General features: G+C 65.1%; 12 protein-coding genes, 1 tRNA gene and 1 pseudogene. 8 read left to right on the top strand and 6 right to left on the bottom strand.

Going from position 1 to position 15,035, the window contains the following annotated elements; translation table 11 throughout:
• Nucleotides 1–13: 13 nt before the first annotated feature.
• Complete coding sequence (gene phaC / locus ACFJGT_RS07685; protein ID WP_377847519.1) at nt 14–1,834, bottom strand: class I poly(R)-hydroxyalkanoic acid synthase; 1,821 nt, start codon at nt 1,832–1,834, stop codon at nt 14–16.
• A 115-nt stretch (nt 1,835–1,949) separates the two neighbouring features.
• Here phaC and ACFJGT_RS07690 point away from each other — a divergent pair, with 115 nt between their 5' ends.
• The 5 genes from ACFJGT_RS07690 (at nt 1,950) to glpX (ending at nt 6,720) form a co-directional block, all read left to right on the top strand.
• On the top strand, nt 1,950–2,312 hold the full coding sequence (locus ACFJGT_RS07690) for a hypothetical protein (RefSeq protein ID WP_377847521.1): 363 nt from the start codon (nt 1,950–1,952) through the stop codon (nt 2,310–2,312).
• Between the two features lie 183 nt (nt 2,313–2,495).
• Nucleotides 2,496–3,716 (top strand): LL-diaminopimelate aminotransferase, encoded by a 1,221-nt coding sequence (locus ACFJGT_RS07695; RefSeq protein ID WP_377847523.1) that lies wholly within the window; start codon nt 2,496–2,498, stop codon nt 3,714–3,716.
• A 105-nt stretch (nt 3,717–3,821) separates the two neighbouring features.
• Nucleotides 3,822–4,253, top strand: coding sequence for a hypothetical protein (locus tag ACFJGT_RS07700; RefSeq protein ID WP_377847525.1), 432 nt, complete (start codon nt 3,822–3,824; stop codon nt 4,251–4,253).
• Nucleotides 4,254–4,324: 71 nt separating this feature from the next.
• A complete protein-coding gene (locus ACFJGT_RS07705; protein ID WP_377847527.1) occupies nt 4,325–5,677 on the top strand; it encodes a homoserine dehydrogenase in 1,353 nt (450 codons plus the stop codon).
• Nucleotides 5,678–5,721: 44 nt separating this feature from the next.
• Nucleotides 5,722–6,720 carry a class II fructose-bisphosphatase gene (gene glpX, locus ACFJGT_RS07710; RefSeq protein WP_061963934.1) on the top strand — a complete coding sequence of 333 codons (999 nt, stop codon included), beginning with the start codon at nt 5,722–5,724 and terminating at the stop codon, nt 6,718–6,720.
• 9 nt (nt 6,721–6,729) lie between these two features.
• Here the strand turns inward: glpX and ACFJGT_RS07715 are convergent, their stop codons facing one another.
• Entirely contained in the window at nt 6,730–8,457 is a 1,728-nt protein-coding gene (locus tag ACFJGT_RS07715; protein WP_377847530.1) for an FAD-binding dehydrogenase, read from the bottom strand.
• Nucleotides 8,458–8,570: 113 nt separating this feature from the next.
• On the opposite strand from ACFJGT_RS07715, the gene recJ reads away from it, so the two are divergent.
• Together recJ and ACFJGT_RS07725 are read left to right on the top strand one after the other, a co-directional pair.
• The gene (gene recJ, locus ACFJGT_RS07720) at nt 8,571–10,364 is read left to right on the top strand and encodes a single-stranded-DNA-specific exonuclease RecJ (protein ID WP_377847532.1); all 1,794 of its coding nucleotides are present in this window, start codon (nt 8,571–8,573) and stop codon (nt 10,362–10,364) included.
• Nucleotides 10,365–10,466: 102 nt separating this feature from the next.
• Nucleotides 10,467–10,541, top strand: a tRNA-Glu gene (locus tag ACFJGT_RS07725).
• 193 nt (nt 10,542–10,734) lie between these two features.
• Here ACFJGT_RS07725 and ACFJGT_RS07730 read toward each other — a convergent pair.
• Nucleotides 10,735–10,968: pseudogene (locus ACFJGT_RS07730) on the bottom strand (transposase); the annotation flags it as partial.
• Between the two features lie 33 nt (nt 10,969–11,001).
• A complete protein-coding gene (locus tag ACFJGT_RS07735) occupies nt 11,002–12,477 on the bottom strand; it encodes a right-handed parallel beta-helix repeat-containing protein (protein WP_377847534.1) in 1,476 nt (491 codons plus the stop codon).
• 168 nt (nt 12,478–12,645) lie between these two features.
• Here ACFJGT_RS07735 and ACFJGT_RS07740 point away from each other — a divergent pair, with 168 nt between their 5' ends.
• Nucleotides 12,646–13,452 (top strand): sensor histidine kinase, encoded by an 807-nt coding sequence (locus tag ACFJGT_RS07740; RefSeq protein WP_377847536.1) that lies wholly within the window; start codon nt 12,646–12,648, stop codon nt 13,450–13,452.
• A 31-nt stretch (nt 13,453–13,483) separates the two neighbouring features.
• On the opposite strand, the gene ACFJGT_RS07745 is transcribed toward ACFJGT_RS07740, so the two are convergent.
• Together ACFJGT_RS07745 and ACFJGT_RS07750 are read right to left on the bottom strand one after the other, a co-directional pair.
• Complete coding sequence (locus tag ACFJGT_RS07745) at nt 13,484–14,149, bottom strand: LuxR C-terminal-related transcriptional regulator (RefSeq protein ID WP_377847538.1); 666 nt, start codon at nt 14,147–14,149, stop codon at nt 13,484–13,486.
• Between the two features lie 121 nt (nt 14,150–14,270).
• Nucleotides 14,271–14,918 (bottom strand): Crp/Fnr family transcriptional regulator, encoded by a 648-nt coding sequence (locus tag ACFJGT_RS07750; RefSeq protein ID WP_377847540.1) that lies wholly within the window; start codon nt 14,916–14,918, stop codon nt 14,271–14,273.
• Between the last annotated feature and the right edge of the window lie 117 nt (nt 14,919–15,035).

A 15,035-nucleotide genomic window follows, 5' to 3' on the forward strand; every position in this document is an offset into this window, starting at 1 on the left:
CCGATCTTCGCGCCTAGGCCTTCACCTTCACATAGGTTCCGGGGGCGTCGGCGAGCGCCTTGAGCTTGCCGCCGCCCGGTTCGCGGGCCGGAACCTTCTTCGGTGCCTGGGCCTCCAGCCAGTTGAACCAGTGCGGCCACCACGAGCCCGGATGCTCGTCCGCCTTGGCCAGCCAGTCGGCATAGCGGCCTTTGGCCGGGCCGCTGGTCCAGTACTGGTATTTCACCTTGGCCGGCGGGTTGACGACGCCGGCAATATGGCCGGAGCCGGCGACGACATGCTCGACCGGCCCGCCGAAGCATTGTGAGCCGTTGAAGACCGACTGGGCCGGCGCGATATGGTCTTCGCGCGCCGCGAGGTTGTAGATCGGGATCGTCACCTGCTTGAGGTCGAGTGCCTTGCCGCCGATCCGCATCTCGCCCTTGGAGAGCTTGTTGTCGAGATAGCAATTGCGCAGGTAGAACGAGTGGTTCGCCGCCGGCATCCGCGTCGAATCCGCATTCCAGTAGAGCAGGTCGAAGGGCGTCGGCGCCTTGCCCTTCAGGTAGTTGTTGACCGCGTAGGACCAGATCAGGTCGTTCGGCCTGAGCATGTTGAAGGCGCCCGCCATGCGCGAGCCGTCGAGATAGCCGGTCCGGGCCATCTGCTCCTCGATAGCGCGGATCTGCTCCTCGTCGACGAAGACCGAGAGCTCGCCGGCCTGCGAGAAATCGACCTGCGTGGTGAAGAAGGTCGCGCTCTCGATGCGCTTGTCGCGCGTAGCCGCCATATAGGCGAGCGTCACGCCGAGCAACGTGCCGCCGACGCAGTAGCCGATCGCCGAGACCTTCTTTTCCCCGGTCGCTTCCTCGATCGTGTCGAGCGCGGCGAAGATGCCTTCGCGCATGTAGCTTTCGAAATCCTTGGCGGCGTGGCGCGCATCGGGATTGACCCAGGAGATGCAGAAGACGGTCAGCCCCTGCGCCACGCACCAGCGGATGAAGCTCTTCTCCGGGTTGAGGTCGAGGATGTAGAACTTGTTGATCCAGGGCGGCACGATCAGCAGTGGCCGCTTCAGCACCTGCGGCGTCGCCGGCGCATACTGGATCAGCTCGATGATCTCGTTGCGGAAGACGACCTTGCCCGGTGTCGTCGCGATATTGACGCCGACCTCGAAGGTGCTGGCGTCGGACTGGCGGATTTTGAGTTCGCCGCCGCCGGCCTCGACATCCTCGGCATACATCTTCATGCCGCGCACCAGGTTCTCGCCGTTCTGCTGCATCGTCTCGCGCAGCAATTCGGGGTTGGTGGCGACGAAATTGGTCGGCGAGAGCGCACCGGCGATCTGCTTGATGTAGAAGCGGGCCTTCTCGCGCGTATGCGGGTCGAGATCGTCGGCCTTGTCGACCATCGTCTCGGCCCAGCGCGAGCCGATCAGATAGGCCTGCTTGATGAAGTCGAAGGTCGGATGGTTCGTCCAGTCCGGGTCCTTGAAGCGGCCGTCGCGCTTGTCCGGCTCGGCGACGGGCGCGACCTCCTCGCCACCGGCGCGCTTCAGCGCCGTGCTCCACAGGTTCATGAAGTCGCCGGTGAGGGAAGCCTGCGCCTCGATGATCTTGGAGGGGTCGTTGACCCAGCGTTCGGCGACGCGCCCGAGCGTCTTGACCATGTCGCTGGCTTCGTCGGCTTGGCCCGTCTTGGCCTCGCCGCGTTCGAGCGGTTTCAGATAGGCGGCGGTGATCTTGCCGTATTCCTCGACGAGCCGGCCCATATTCTGCGCGAACTGGTCGAAGTCGGGAGCGGCGGCCTCGGCCGGGCCGGTGGTGTCCTTCGCCCTGTCGCTTTTTCCGCTCATATCTCGCCCTTTCCCCCAGTCGTTATCGGATAGCGCATGACGCTCCATTTTGGTCCTATTAAGGACGCAGCCGCTGTGCTTTACCAAGCAAAATCGACAACCGCTGGATGGTCCGATGCCGACTGAAATCTCCGCGAAAAAGCTGCTCCTGATTCCGGCTGCCCTGGTCGTGGTCGGCACGGCGCTCGCCGGCTGCGGCAGCGGCGAGGGCTTCAAGGGCGTCGCCGAGGCTGCCGGCCTGGCGACGACTCCGCAGGAATCGAAGGCATTCGTCCGGGAAACCCGTCCGGCCGATCTCGAATACGTCCCGATCGGGTCGAGCGTGACCCGGACCGCCCCGCGCAAGCCGGTCCAGGATTACAAGAAGATCGAGGCCGCGCTCGAGGCCAAGCAGAAGGCCAACGCGGCTGCCGGCGACACCGCCAAGGCGCTGGGCGCGACGCCGCCGCCCGCACCGGCGGTGCTGCCCCGGAACTGAGCGCAGGCCCTCTCGCGGCAGGATGGCGCGGCAATGGGCCGGCTTTCTCGCCCTACGAATCGCAAAATATTGCGCCGTTTGCTCTGTCATGACCAAAGATGCGATGCTAAGCACCCTCGGCGCAAGGATGTAATCCCAGCGAAAACATGACACCGCCCCCGGGCGGCCGAGGACCTGTTCGAGATGACTGATTTTCACCGTATCAAGCGCCTGCCGCCCTACGTTTTCGAACAGGTCAACAAGATCAAGGCAGCCGAACGGGCCAAGGGCGTCGACATCATCGATCTCGGCATGGGCAATCCCGACCTGCCGGCGCCGAAGCATGTCATCGAGAAACTGGTCGAGACCGCCGGCAAGCCACGCACGGACCGCTATTCCGCCTCGAAGGGCATTGGGGGCCTGCGCCGCGCCCAGGCGCATTATTACGAGCGCCGTTTCGGCGTGAAGCTCAATCCCGATACCCAGGTCGTCGCGACCCTGGGCTCAAAGGAAGGCTTCGCCAACATGGCGCAGGCCATCACCGGGCCGGGCGACGTCGTGCTGGTGCCGAATCCGAGCTACCCGATCCACGCCTTCGGCTTCCTGATGGCGGGGGGCGTGATTCGCTCCGTCCCGGCCGAGCCGACGCCGGCGATGTTCCCGGCGCTGGAGCGGGCGATGATGCATTCGGTGCCGAAGCCGATCGCACTCGTCACCTGCTACCCGGCCAATCCGACGGCCTATGTCGCCTCGCTCGATTTCTACCGGGACCTCGTCGCCTTCGCGAAGAAGCACGAGCTGATCCTGCTCTCGGACCTTGCCTATGCCGAGGTCTATTTCGACGAGAACAACCCGCCGCCCTCGATGCTGCAGGTGCCGGGCGCGATCGATGTCGCGGTCGAGTTCACCTCGATGTCGAAGACCTTCTCGATGGCCGGCTGGCGCATGGGCTTCGCCGTCGGCAACGAGCGCCTGCTCGCGGCGCTGGCACGGGTGAAATCCTATCTCGATTACGGCGCCTATACGCCGATCCAGGTCGCGGCGGCTGCCGCTCTGAACGGCCCGGACGACTGCATCCGCGAGATGCGCGAGATCTACCGCAAGCGCCGCGACGCGCTGGTCGAGAGCTTCGGCAAGGCCGGCTGGGACTTCCCGGCTCCGGAGGCCTCGATGTTCGCCTGGGTCGCGATTCCCGAGAAATTCCGCCATCTCGGCTCGCTGGAATTCTCGAAGCTGCTGATCGAGAAGGCCGAGGTCGCGGTCGCGCCCGGAATCGGCTTCGGCGAACATGGCGACGACTATGTCCGCATCGCCATTGTCGAGAACGAGCAGCGCATCCGCCAGGCCGCGCGCAACATCGGCCGCTTCCTCAAGGGCGCCGACACGACCCTGCATAACGTCATCCAGATGCCGAAGGCGGGGTAGGGCGGCGCGGGTGCGGCATCGCATGCCTCTGGACCGCGCCCGCAAAACATGGGAACCGATGCAGTGCGGACGGATCGCTCCGCATCGCGTCCGAGGCTCGCTTCCATGTCCCGAAAAGGCCGCCTGCTCGGCGTCGCTTTCGCCGTCTTCGCGCTGATCTGCCTCGTCGCGACCTATGACTACTCCCGGGGCCGCATCCCGCAGACGCGCTCGGCCCTGGTCTCGGACGTGCTGGCCGTCACCAATGGCCGCGAATGCGCCCGCGACGCGACGGATATCGTCACCCGGTACATCCCGGTCGGGAGCGGCCGGGCCGATGCCGAGCGCGTTCTCGCCGAAGTGACCATCGACCCGCCCAAGCCGTGGTTCTGGACCCCCGCTGTCGAGAACAGCACCGTCTCCGAGGGCGCGACGATCGAGGCGCTGCACACCATCAAGGCGACGGCCTTCGGCACCAACCTGCTGCGCATCTATCTCGGTTTCGAGGATGGCAAGGTGAAACGCGTCGCCGCCGAGGTCGTCTGTCATTTCGGGTGAAGCGTCATGCGAGCAAGGCGCCGCGCGGCTTCCTCGTTGACTCGCGCCGCACCTCATGCGACGCCGCGCGCATGACCAGCGTGCCTCTTTCGCCTGCCTCCCAGCCCCTGCGCGTCGGACTTGCCGGCCTCGGCACGGTCGGCGCCTCTACCTTGCGCATCCTGCGCCGGCAGGAGAACGCGCTGGCGGCCCGCTGCGGCCGAACCATCAGGGTCACCGCCGTCTCGGCGCGCGACCGCAATCGCGACCGCGGCATCGATCTCGGCGGACTCACCTGGTTCGATGATCCGGTCGCGCTCGCGGCATCGGACGAAATCGATTGCCTCGTCGAATTGATCGGCGGCTCGGACGGCCCGGCCAAGGCTGCCGTCGAGGCGGCTCTGTCTGCCGGCAAGCATGTCGTCACCGCCAACAAGGCGCTGCTCGCCGCGCATGGCGTCGCGCTCGCCGATCTCGCCGAGAGCAAGGGCGTGGCGCTCGCCTTCGAGGCTTCTTCGGCCGGCGGCATCCCGGTCGTGAAGACCCTGCGCGAGGCGCTGGCCGGCAACAATGTCAGCCGCATCTCCGGCATCCTCAACGGCACCTGCAACTACATCCTCTCGCGCATGGAGCAGGAAGGCCTGACCTTCGAGGCCTGCCTGAAGGACGCCCAGCGTCTCGGCTATGCCGAGGCTGACCCGACCTTCGACGTCGAGGGCTTCGACACCGCCCACAAGCTCGCGATCCTGACGAGCCTCGCCTTCGGTACGAAGATCGACGCCGAAGCGATTCATGTCGAAGGCATTTCGGCGATCACGCCGCTCGACCTGAAGATGGCCGACGACCTCGGCTACCGCATCAAGCTGCTCGGCGTCGCCGAGCGCACCAAGACCGGCATCGAGCAGCGCGTGCACCCGACGATGGTGCCGAAATCCTCCCCCATCGCGCAGGTGATGGGCGTGCTCAACGCCGTCAGCGTCGATGCCGACGCGGTCCGCGAGATCACGCTGGTCGGCCCCGGCGCCGGCGGCGACCCGACGGCTTCCGCTGTCGTCGCCGATATCGCCGATGTCGCGCGCGGCACCGCCGGCCTGCCTTTCGGCCTGCCGGTCGCCCGCCTGGATGAGGCCAAGCGGGCGCCGATGCAGCGCCACGAGGGCGGCTACTATGTCCGTCTCGCCGTCGCCGATCGCCCCGGCGCCGCCGCGGCAATAGCGACCCGCATGGCGGAAGCCGATATCTCGCTGGAGAGCATCGTCCAGCGCCGCTCGCCCGAGGCCGCCACGCGCGATCCCGGCGGCCGCTCGGGCGCGCCGGTGCCGGTCGTGCTCATCACCTATGCCACCAGCGAAACCGCGATCCGCGCCGCGCTCGAAAAGGTCACCGCCGACGGCCATGTCGCGGAACCGCCGCAAGTCATCAGGATTGAACGCGAACAGGTCTGACAAGGCCGCCTTCCATCTCCCGATTTCAAAGGGGACTATTTTTCATGTCCGTCGATCTCCGCATCTCTCCCGACCAGATCATCGAGCGCTATCTCTCGATGGAACTCGTGCGCGTCACCGAGCGCGCCGCCGTCGCAGCCGCCCGCCTGCGTGGCCACGGCAACGAGAAGGCGGCCGACCAGGCCGCGGTCGACGCGATGCGCCGTGAGCTGAACCGCCTGCCGATCGATGGCGAGATCGTCATCGGCGAGGGCGAGCGCGACGAGGCGCCGATGCTCTTCATTGGCGAGAAGGTCGGCAACAAGCAGGGCCCGAAGGTGCATATCGCGGTCGATCCGCTCGAAGGCACCACGCTCTGCGCCAAGGACATGCCCGGCTCGATCGCGGTGATGGCGATGGCCGGCGCCGGCAGCCTGCTCTACGCCCCCGATGTCTACATGGACAAGATCGCTTGCGGTCCGGGCTACGCCAAGGGCGTGATCGACCTCGACGCCTCGCCGGCCGACAACATCAACGCGCTGGCCAAGGCCAAGGGCGTCAAGCCGAACGAGATCTCCACGCTGATCATGGACCGCCCGCGCCATGCCAAGCTGATCGAGGAGGTCCGCAAGACCGGCTGCTCGATCCGCCTGATCACCGATGGCGACGTCGCCGGCGTGATCTTCTGCACCCAGCCCGAGAAGACGGGCATCGACCTCTATCTCGGCATCGGCGGCGCGCCGGAAGGCGTGCTCGCTGCTGCGGCACTCCGTTGCGTCGGCGGCCAGATGCAGGGTCGCCTCATCCTCGACACCGAGGAGAAGCGGGTGCGGGCGCACGGCATGGGCGTGCTCGACCCCAACAAGAAATACGACATGTCGGAAATGGCCTCGGGCGACGTCATCGTCTGCGCCACCGGCGTCACCGATGGCGGCATGCTTTCGGGCGTGCGCTTCGGCAAGGATTTCATCGAGACCGAGACGCTGGTCTATCGCTCGATCACCGGCACGGTCCGCCGCATCTATGGCGAGCACCGCGAGTTCTCGAAGTTCCAGCTCGATTGAGCTCTTTCCTCACGCGGTCATCCCGGATCGGCGCCGCTCTCGCGGCTTGTCCGGGATGACGTGAGAGGGAATCAAATCACAGCGCCCGCCGCCGCCCGCCGCCGCCCGCCCGGCGGCGCGGCCCGAGAAGATGCAGCCGCCGAGGAAGGTGCCTTCCAGCGCCCGGTAGCCATGCACGCCGCCGCCACCGAAACCGGCGGCTTCGCCCGCCGCATAGAGCCCCGGCACCGGTTCGCCGCCATCGTCCAGCACCCGCGACGACAGATCCGTCATCAGCCCGCCCAGTGACTTCCGCGTCAGGATATTGAGCCTGACCGCGATCAACGGCCCATGCGCGGGATCGAGCATGCGATGCGGCTTCGCGGTGCGGATCAGCCTGTCGCCGAGATAGTTGCGCGCGCCGCGCAAGGCCGTGACCTGAAGGTCCTTGCCGAAGGGATTGGCCAGCGCCCGGTCGCGCGCCTCGATCTGCTCGCGCAGATGCGCCTCGTCGATCAGCGCCTCGCCGGTGAGCGCATTCATCCGTGCGACGAGCCGCGAGACATCGCTCTCGACGATGAAATCCGCGCCCTTGTCCATGAAGGCCTGCACCGGGCCGGACACGCCGCCGCCGGCGCGTCCCAGCACCTGCTTCCAGCTCTTGCCGGTGAGATCGGGGTTCTGCTCCGAACCCGACAGCGCGAATTCCTTGGCGATGATGCTGCGGTTCAGCACGAACCAGGAATAATCGTAGCCGGTCTTCATGATGTGCTCGAGCGTCCCCAGCGTATCGAAGCCGGGGAAGAGCGGCACCGGCAGGCGGTTGCCGCGCGCGTCGAACCACAGCGAGGAGGGGCCAGGCAGGATACGGATGCCGTGGCGCGGCCAGATCGGCGCCCAGTTGGCGATGCCCTCGACATAGTGCCACATCCGGTCTCCGTTGATGAGGCGCCCGCCGGCCGCTTGCGCCACGCCGAGCATCGCCCCGTCGACATGATCCGGCACGCCCGAGAGCAACCGGGCAGGAGCCTCGCCGAGTCGCGCCGGCCAGTGGGCCCGGACGAGCTCGTGATTCCCGCCGATGCCGCCCGAGGTGACGATCACGGCTTGCGCGTTCAGGCTGAACGAGCCCACGACGCTACGCCCGCTCTTCTCGCCACGCGCGACATCGCTCGGCTCCAGGACCTCGCCCTCGACGCCGTCGATCATGCCGCCGCTGCGGCCGATGCCGGTGACGCGATGTCGGAAGCGGAAGGACAGCAGCCCCTTCGCCTGCGCTTCCTTCGCCCGGCGCAGGAAGGGCTCCAGCACGCCGGGCCCGGTGCCCCAGGTCACATGGAAGCGCGGCACCGAATTGCCGTGACCGGTCGCGAGATAGCCGCCGCGCTCGGCCCAGCCGACGACCGGGAACCAGCGCATGCCCATCCCATGCAGCCAGGCTCGTTTCTCGCCTGCGGCGAAATCGAGATAGGCTTCAGCCCAGCGCCGCGGCCAATCGTCCTCAGGCCGGTCGAAACCTGCCGAGCCGAACCAGTCATCCCCGGCCAGCGCGCGCGAATCCCGGATGCGCAAGCGCCGCTGCTCGGGCGTGTCGATCATGAACAACCCGCCAAGCGACCAGAAGGCCTGCCCGCCGAGCGACTGCTCCGGCTCCTGCTCGACCAGGATCACCTTGCGGCCGGCATCGGCGATCTCGCAGGCGGCGACCAGCCCCGACAGTCCCGCGCCGATGATGACGACGTCGCAATCCCTCTCCATGACCGCCTTTTCCACCGTTTGCAGCGAGTATGGCGATCGGCTACGGCCCGGCAAGTTCGACACAGGTTGACCTTGCCGGCTGCTTGCGCGACGCCGGGTGCATCATGAGTCTGATGCCGCCCCGTGCTTTTCTCGGCGTGACCCGTTCGGCACTCGGCCGCCCGTGGCGCGACCGGCTCGATATCGCCGGCCTCGGTCGGGCGGAGGCGCTGAGCCAGCAGCAGGGCCTGCCCGACATCCTCGCCCGCCTGCTCGCCGCGCGCGGCGTCGAGCCCACCGAGGCCGCGCGCTTCCTCGAGCCGAAGCTGCGTGACGTCCTGCCGGACCCGAGCGTCCTCACCGATATGGAGGCCGCCGCCGCCCGGCTGGCGCAGGCCGGCATCAAAGGCGAGCGCGTCGCGATCTTCGGCGATTACGATGTCGACGGCGCCTGCTCCTCGGCCTTGCTCGCGGGCTTCCTGACCCAGGCCGGCGCCCGGCCGCGCATCCACATCCCGGATCGCTTGATCGAGGGCTACGGCCCCAACAGCGAGGCGATCCGCATGCTGGCAGGCGAGGGGGCGACCCTGCTCGTCACCGTCGATTGCGGCACGACCAGCGATGAACCGCTGGCCGAGGCGCGCCGGCTCGGCCTCGATGTCGTCGTGCTCGACCACCATCAGGCGCCCGAGCGGCTGCCAGCCGTCGAGGCTCTGGTCAATCCGAACCGGCAGGACGATCTCTCCGGCCTCGGCCATCTCTGCGCCGCCGGCGTCGTATTTCTCGCGCTGGTCGCAACCAGCCGCGAATTGCGCCGGCAGGGTCACTGGGCGGCGCGCGGCGGCGAGCCCGATCTGCTGGCAGTGCTCGATCTGGTCGCGCTGGCGACGGTCGCCGACGTCGTGCCCCTGCAAGGGCTCAACCGTGCCTTCGTGCGCCAGGGGTTGGCGATGATGCGCAGCCGCACCCGGCCGGGCCTCGCTGCGCTGATGGATGTCTCCGGCCTCGACGGGCCGATCCAGCCCTGGCATCTCGGCTTCCTGCTCGGTCCGCGCATCAATGCCGGCGGCCGCATCGGCGATGCCGCGCTCGGCGCCCGCCTGCTCCTGACCGATGACGAGGTCGAGGCGCGCACCATCGCGACCGAGCTCAATCGCTTGAATCAGGAGCGGCAGGAGATCGAGCGGCAGGCCGTGCTGGAAGCAGTTTCGCAGGCCGAGCACGAGCTTGCCGGCATGGCCGAGATGCCGGTCCTGCTCGCCGGCAGCGCCGACTGGCATCCCGGCATCGTCGGCCTCGTCGCGGCGCGATTGAAGGAGCGCTTCCGCCGCCCCGCCTTCGCGCTGGCGCTGAACGGGGAGGGCGGCGCGACCGGCTCCGGCCGCTCGGTCGCGGGCGTCGATCTCGGCCGTGCCGTGCGGGCCGCCGTCGAGGCCGGCCACGCGGTCAAGGGCGGCGGCCATGCCATGGCGGCGGGCGTGACGCTGGCGCCGGGGCAGAGCGATGCCTTCCACGCTTTCCTCAACGAGCATCTGCTGCGGGAGGTCACCGCTGTCGGCGACGCCGAGGCTCTGCTCGTTGATGCTGCCCTCAGTGCCGGCGGGGCAACGCCCCGTCTCCTCGCCGAGATCGACAAGGCAGGCCCCTTCGGCTCCGGCAGCCCGGAACCGGTCTTCGTCTTCCCGGCGCATCGCCTGACGGATGCCGTCGAGATCGGCAGCGGTGGTCATGTCCGCATCAAGCTGCGTTCGGGCGACGGTGCCAGCATTGGCGGTATCGCCTTCCGTGCTGCGCAGGAGCCGCTTGGCCAGGCCCTGTTCGCGGCCCGCGGCGAGATGGTGCATCTCGCCGCGACGCTGTCGCTCAATCGCTGGGGCGGCCGGGAAACCGCGGAACTGCGCATCCTCGACCTCGCCCGGCCGGTCTGAGGCGCTGCCGGCCATTTTCTTGTGAACGGGTGCTTGCGGAGCGGGAAGCCTGCCACTATACCTCGGCCCGCTTCGGCACGAACCCCAGCGGTTCGCGGCAAAGCGGTCTTCGTCTATCGGTTAGGACACCAGCCTTTCACGCTGGGGAGACGGGTTCGACTCCCGTAGACCGCGCCATTCCCGTGCAGAGCTGCGAACACCGGGCTCCTTGAGGGAGCCGGAGTTTGCCACTGCGATAGTCTGCTCCAGATTGGCCTTGTTACCGACGATGCAAAGGTATCGGCGTCGACCTCGACGCGATCGACGATGCTGCGTAGCCAGGCCCTGCGGAACAGGATCATGCCCTCGGTGATGTTTCGCCGCATCAGCATGCCTCGATCCGCTCTCGGGCTGCGGGGCACTTGTGGTTCGACATATTGGCCATGATCACCACGTGGCCGGACTGCAACGCCGGCACGAGGACCTGCGTGACATAGGCCTCGAACCAGTCGCCGTTGATCGGTCTATCGAGCACCATCGGCGCGACCATGCCGAACATGCGAAGCCCGGCAACCAACGTCGCGGTTTTGCGGTGGCCGTGTGGGAAGCCCATGCGTAGGCGCTCTCATCCGTCAGAGTCCGGTATAATGAGCCGTTGCTATGGTGCATCGAAGGCCCCGAGATCGACGACATCCCCTTTCGAGGGCACGGTGGGGGGCAGCCCGAGCGAGCTTCCTGCGCCAACGAGCCTGCTCCCCTTCGCCAATCTCAAAAAACCCGAGAACGGCAGGGAGCTGTCCGCTTGGCGGGGGCCGCGCGCAATCGCATCGTCGATGGACTGAAAGTCGCTCAAAGACACGTTGAAATTCGTTGGCGAGAGGGACCTTAAGCCTGCGCCGTTGCTCGCATTGTGCGACTGAGACAGGAGCGAGATGTCGAAGTCGTGCCTTCCGCCTTTTGTGAAGGCTATGTTGTTCCGAAGCACCGTGCTCGCATTATGCTGAATGATGAAGGCGTAACCCACGTCACCGCGCGCATTGTTGAAGGAGACATTGTTGAAGACGGCCAGCGGCTGCAGTCCGCCATTATAGCCGTTGTCATCAAAGCCGTTTGTCTTGTTGCTCCAAGCAAGGCACCGCGTCACTGTGTGGCCGCCATAGACGCCGGTGGCGCCTGGGCGCCGCCCTCCCAGCTTGAAACCGCAGCCGTCGGCAGTCTCGTTAGGGTTGATCGAGCCATCGGAGTTCCATCCGTTCTCGAAAGCCCAGTTCTGGTCGATAAGGCACGGCGAGGCGTCAAGGCTGTCCTTGGCCCGCGAGGGGTTGAAGAAGTCGAAGCCGTCGTCCGTGTTGCGCCAGGCGCGGTTACCGGTGACGATGGTTCCGGTGCTGTCGTTGAGCGAAACCGAGATCCCATCGGCGTTTCCGCCAGTTGCGCCCGGTCCTCCGCCGTGGTTGCCAAAGGAGTCGCAATTGCGCACGACGTTGTGATCGCCTCTCCCGAGGATTCCCAGGCCGGTGCCATACTCGTCGTTGAGCCAGCCATTGTCGCGGAAGACACAGCGCTCGATCGTCAAATCGTGATGGGTGCCGTTGACGAAGCATCCGCCCATCGGTCCGTGGCGGATGGTGAGTCCGCGCAGGGTCAGGTGGGAAGCATCCATGATAACAAGCGCAAAACCGCCGGCTGAATTGCGCGAAGGCCACGCCTGATACCGTTGTGTCGGGGGCCTCATTGCGGCTCCGTCGATCACGGGAGACTCGCCGGGATAGTTCTCGATGACGATCGGACGTCCCGGCGCTCCGTCGTGCCCCGCGAGAAGCCATCCTTCGACGGCACCGTCGAAGCCATATTCTCCCCCTCGCAGCAGGATCGTATCGCCGCCATAGGCATGGGCGAAGGCGTGAGGCAGCGTGGCGAACGGACGCTGGACCGTTCCCCGCTCAGGATAGTCGCCGTCCTCGCCGGTGGGCGCGACATGGAGCGTACGGCCGGTTCCGCTCGCTTGGCTCGGGGTAGGCTCATTTGAAGCCTTGCGGCTCACATTGGCGTCTTGGCCGAATGCCTCCAATCCATAAAACCCTGAGGCTGCGAGGCTAGCAGCGTTGACGAGAAAGCTCCGGCGAGACTCCATTGGGACATCCTCCAGGGTCCAAAGCCGGGATCAACCGGCGTCGGCGCGTTCGGTCACGAGTGAACCAACCGCGCAGCGGCGCGTTAACCTAACGGACCCTAGAATTGTTTTATTGACAGAAATCAGCTATTATTGACGTAAACTAGGTCTCTTAGGTGAGGATCTCGCATGACCCTAGGCCTACCTAGAGATAAATTGAAGTCTGCACTGATGAAAAGACAGGCAGCGTCAAGAATTCGCTCGAAGTTTTCGAGTTTGAATACAAATTTACTTCGATCAAAAAGGTTATTTAACTCATTTGCTATGTTGTATCACATTTTATATAAATTGAATGGCGAATTAAATACGCCTTTCCCAGATTCTGTTGACGATCTTATAGATCAATTCTATTTTCTTAGTCTCGATAACAAAGAAATTCAGCATCGGCTCGACAATTTCGTACCATTAGTTTTGTCTATCATCAAGTTGACAGCAGAGAGTAGTACGACAGTTGCAGAATTATGCGATGCGCTGGAAGGGCGCCTTCGCGCTATCGCAAATGCTGATGTATCTACGCGAAAGGGCGTGGATCATTGCTCGTTGGAGGAGCTCGTCCGCCTCGAGCTTTCTCCGTATTGCCGCTCCAATCAGTTCGACTTGATCGGGCCGTCGGTTGGGCTCCGTAGCGGGCTTGCGCAGTCGTTCTCGATCATCATTCACGAACTCACGACAAATGCCGTCAAGTATGGAGCCTTGAGCTGCCCAGAAGGCAAGGTGCTGGTCCGTTGGAGCATTCAACCCATTGACAGCACCCACGCGAGCCTGTGCCTGCAATGGCTTGAACGGAACGGGCCTCAAGCGACGGGAAGCTGCAAACGCGGCTTCGGAACGTCCATTTTATGCGATGACGGCAAGGCGATCACCGGAGGGACCTCGACGCTGGGCCTCTCGCCGGAAGGCTTGGAGTATGTCCTCACCACAGCTCTGGACTTGTAGGCTCAGCACTCCGTCGAAATGGGGCTCGCGATCACGGTCCCCACTCCTTCCTTTCAAGCCACCGTTGAGCAAACAGCGCCGCCGAGGCCCTGTTCGTGGCTCCAAGCACGCGGATTACCGCCGCCGCATGTATCTTGACAGTCGCCTCCGCGATGGTGAGCTCGCGTGCGATCTCCTTGTTCGACTTGCCCTGCGCCAATAGGGCAAGGACGTCCCGTTGGCGGTTCGTCAGGCGGATGAGTTGCGACCGGCTGGAGGCGGTGACCTCTACCATCTCGCGCCATGAGGCGAGTCCCTTCGTGAGGGCCAAGCGCGGCGTGACATAGATTTTTCCAGCAAGGACATCCTCTATGCCCGCAATGATTTCCTCGTCAGTCTGAAGCTTCGAAATATAGCCGTGAAATCCGCAAGCAAGGCATTCCAGAATGTCGGTAGCTGCTTCGGAGGCGGACAGCGCGACCAGATGAATGTTCCGGCAGGTCGCGCTCAGGTGGTGGAGGCCCTCGATCGGAACGCGGCTCGGCATATGCAGGTCGATGATAAGAAGGTCGAGATCCGGGTTTGCCTCGACTGCGGACAGGATGGTCGGAAGCGAGTCCGCTGTCAGGAGATCGGCGTCGGGAAACGCGCGCTGAAGGGCCAAGTGAAGGCCCTTGCGATAAATCCCATGGTCATCGGCTAACAGGATACGCCACATTGTCGTGCCTGGCTCCCTGGCGTCTGCCGCGCCGTCGGATCAGCACATGCCCCTCGACCTATTTTGGCGCTCATACATACCACAAAATCTGGAAGCTGTCGCAAGCGGAAGGCCATTGCCTTCACGCTTCGGCATCTTCCCATTTGGGTGATTGAGCGACCCGAGCGAGCTGCGCCATGTCTCGGTAATAAATGGTCTTCCGGGTCGGGAGATCGATCAAACCGCGTGCCCGGAATGCCGCTAGTACGCGGCACGCGGTTTCCATCGACATCCCGAGGTAATCAGCGACGTCATTGCGGGGGATTGTGAAACGGAGCGCCTGCGGGCGCTTCGGATCCTGCGGAAGGTGTTCGTAGATCTGAAGCAGGAACCACGCCATTCGGCTCGTGGCGCTCTTCTTGCCCGTCGCTGCAAGAAGGCGGATCGACGCCTGAAGCGCCTGGTCCGTGCCCGACGACTCGAGAGCGCCGACCTCCTCATGACTGCGCGGCTTCAGCACACAGCGCGTGACCGCTTCCGCAGTATAGCGTTGCAGAGCCGCGGCCTGGATGATGTCGCCGGGCCAAAAGAATGCCAGGATTTGGCGCGAGCCATCGCTCCAGAGACGCGCGGCCCGAACGGCGCCCTCCACAATCTCGATGGCTTGCGGCTGTCGTTCGTCCTGCCAGAAGAGGACGGCGTTGCGGGCAAGCACTCTGTGCCTGCCGTCCCTCGCGCTTGGCGAGAGTTCCTCCAGCAGCGAATGAGAAGATGTAGCGATTTGAAGCATGGTGCGATCCCTCGATCGCAACCACGGTATGCGTTCTCTCAACCCTGCCAATCGTGCAGAGAGACTAGACCGAGCGATTGAGGCGTAAGCCCTCGGTCTAATGCGAACGTCGTAGCT

Source organism: Allobosea sp. UC22_33 (genome assembly GCF_042700715.1).
Classification (GTDB): Bacteria; Pseudomonadota; Alphaproteobacteria; order Rhizobiales; family Beijerinckiaceae; genus Allobosea.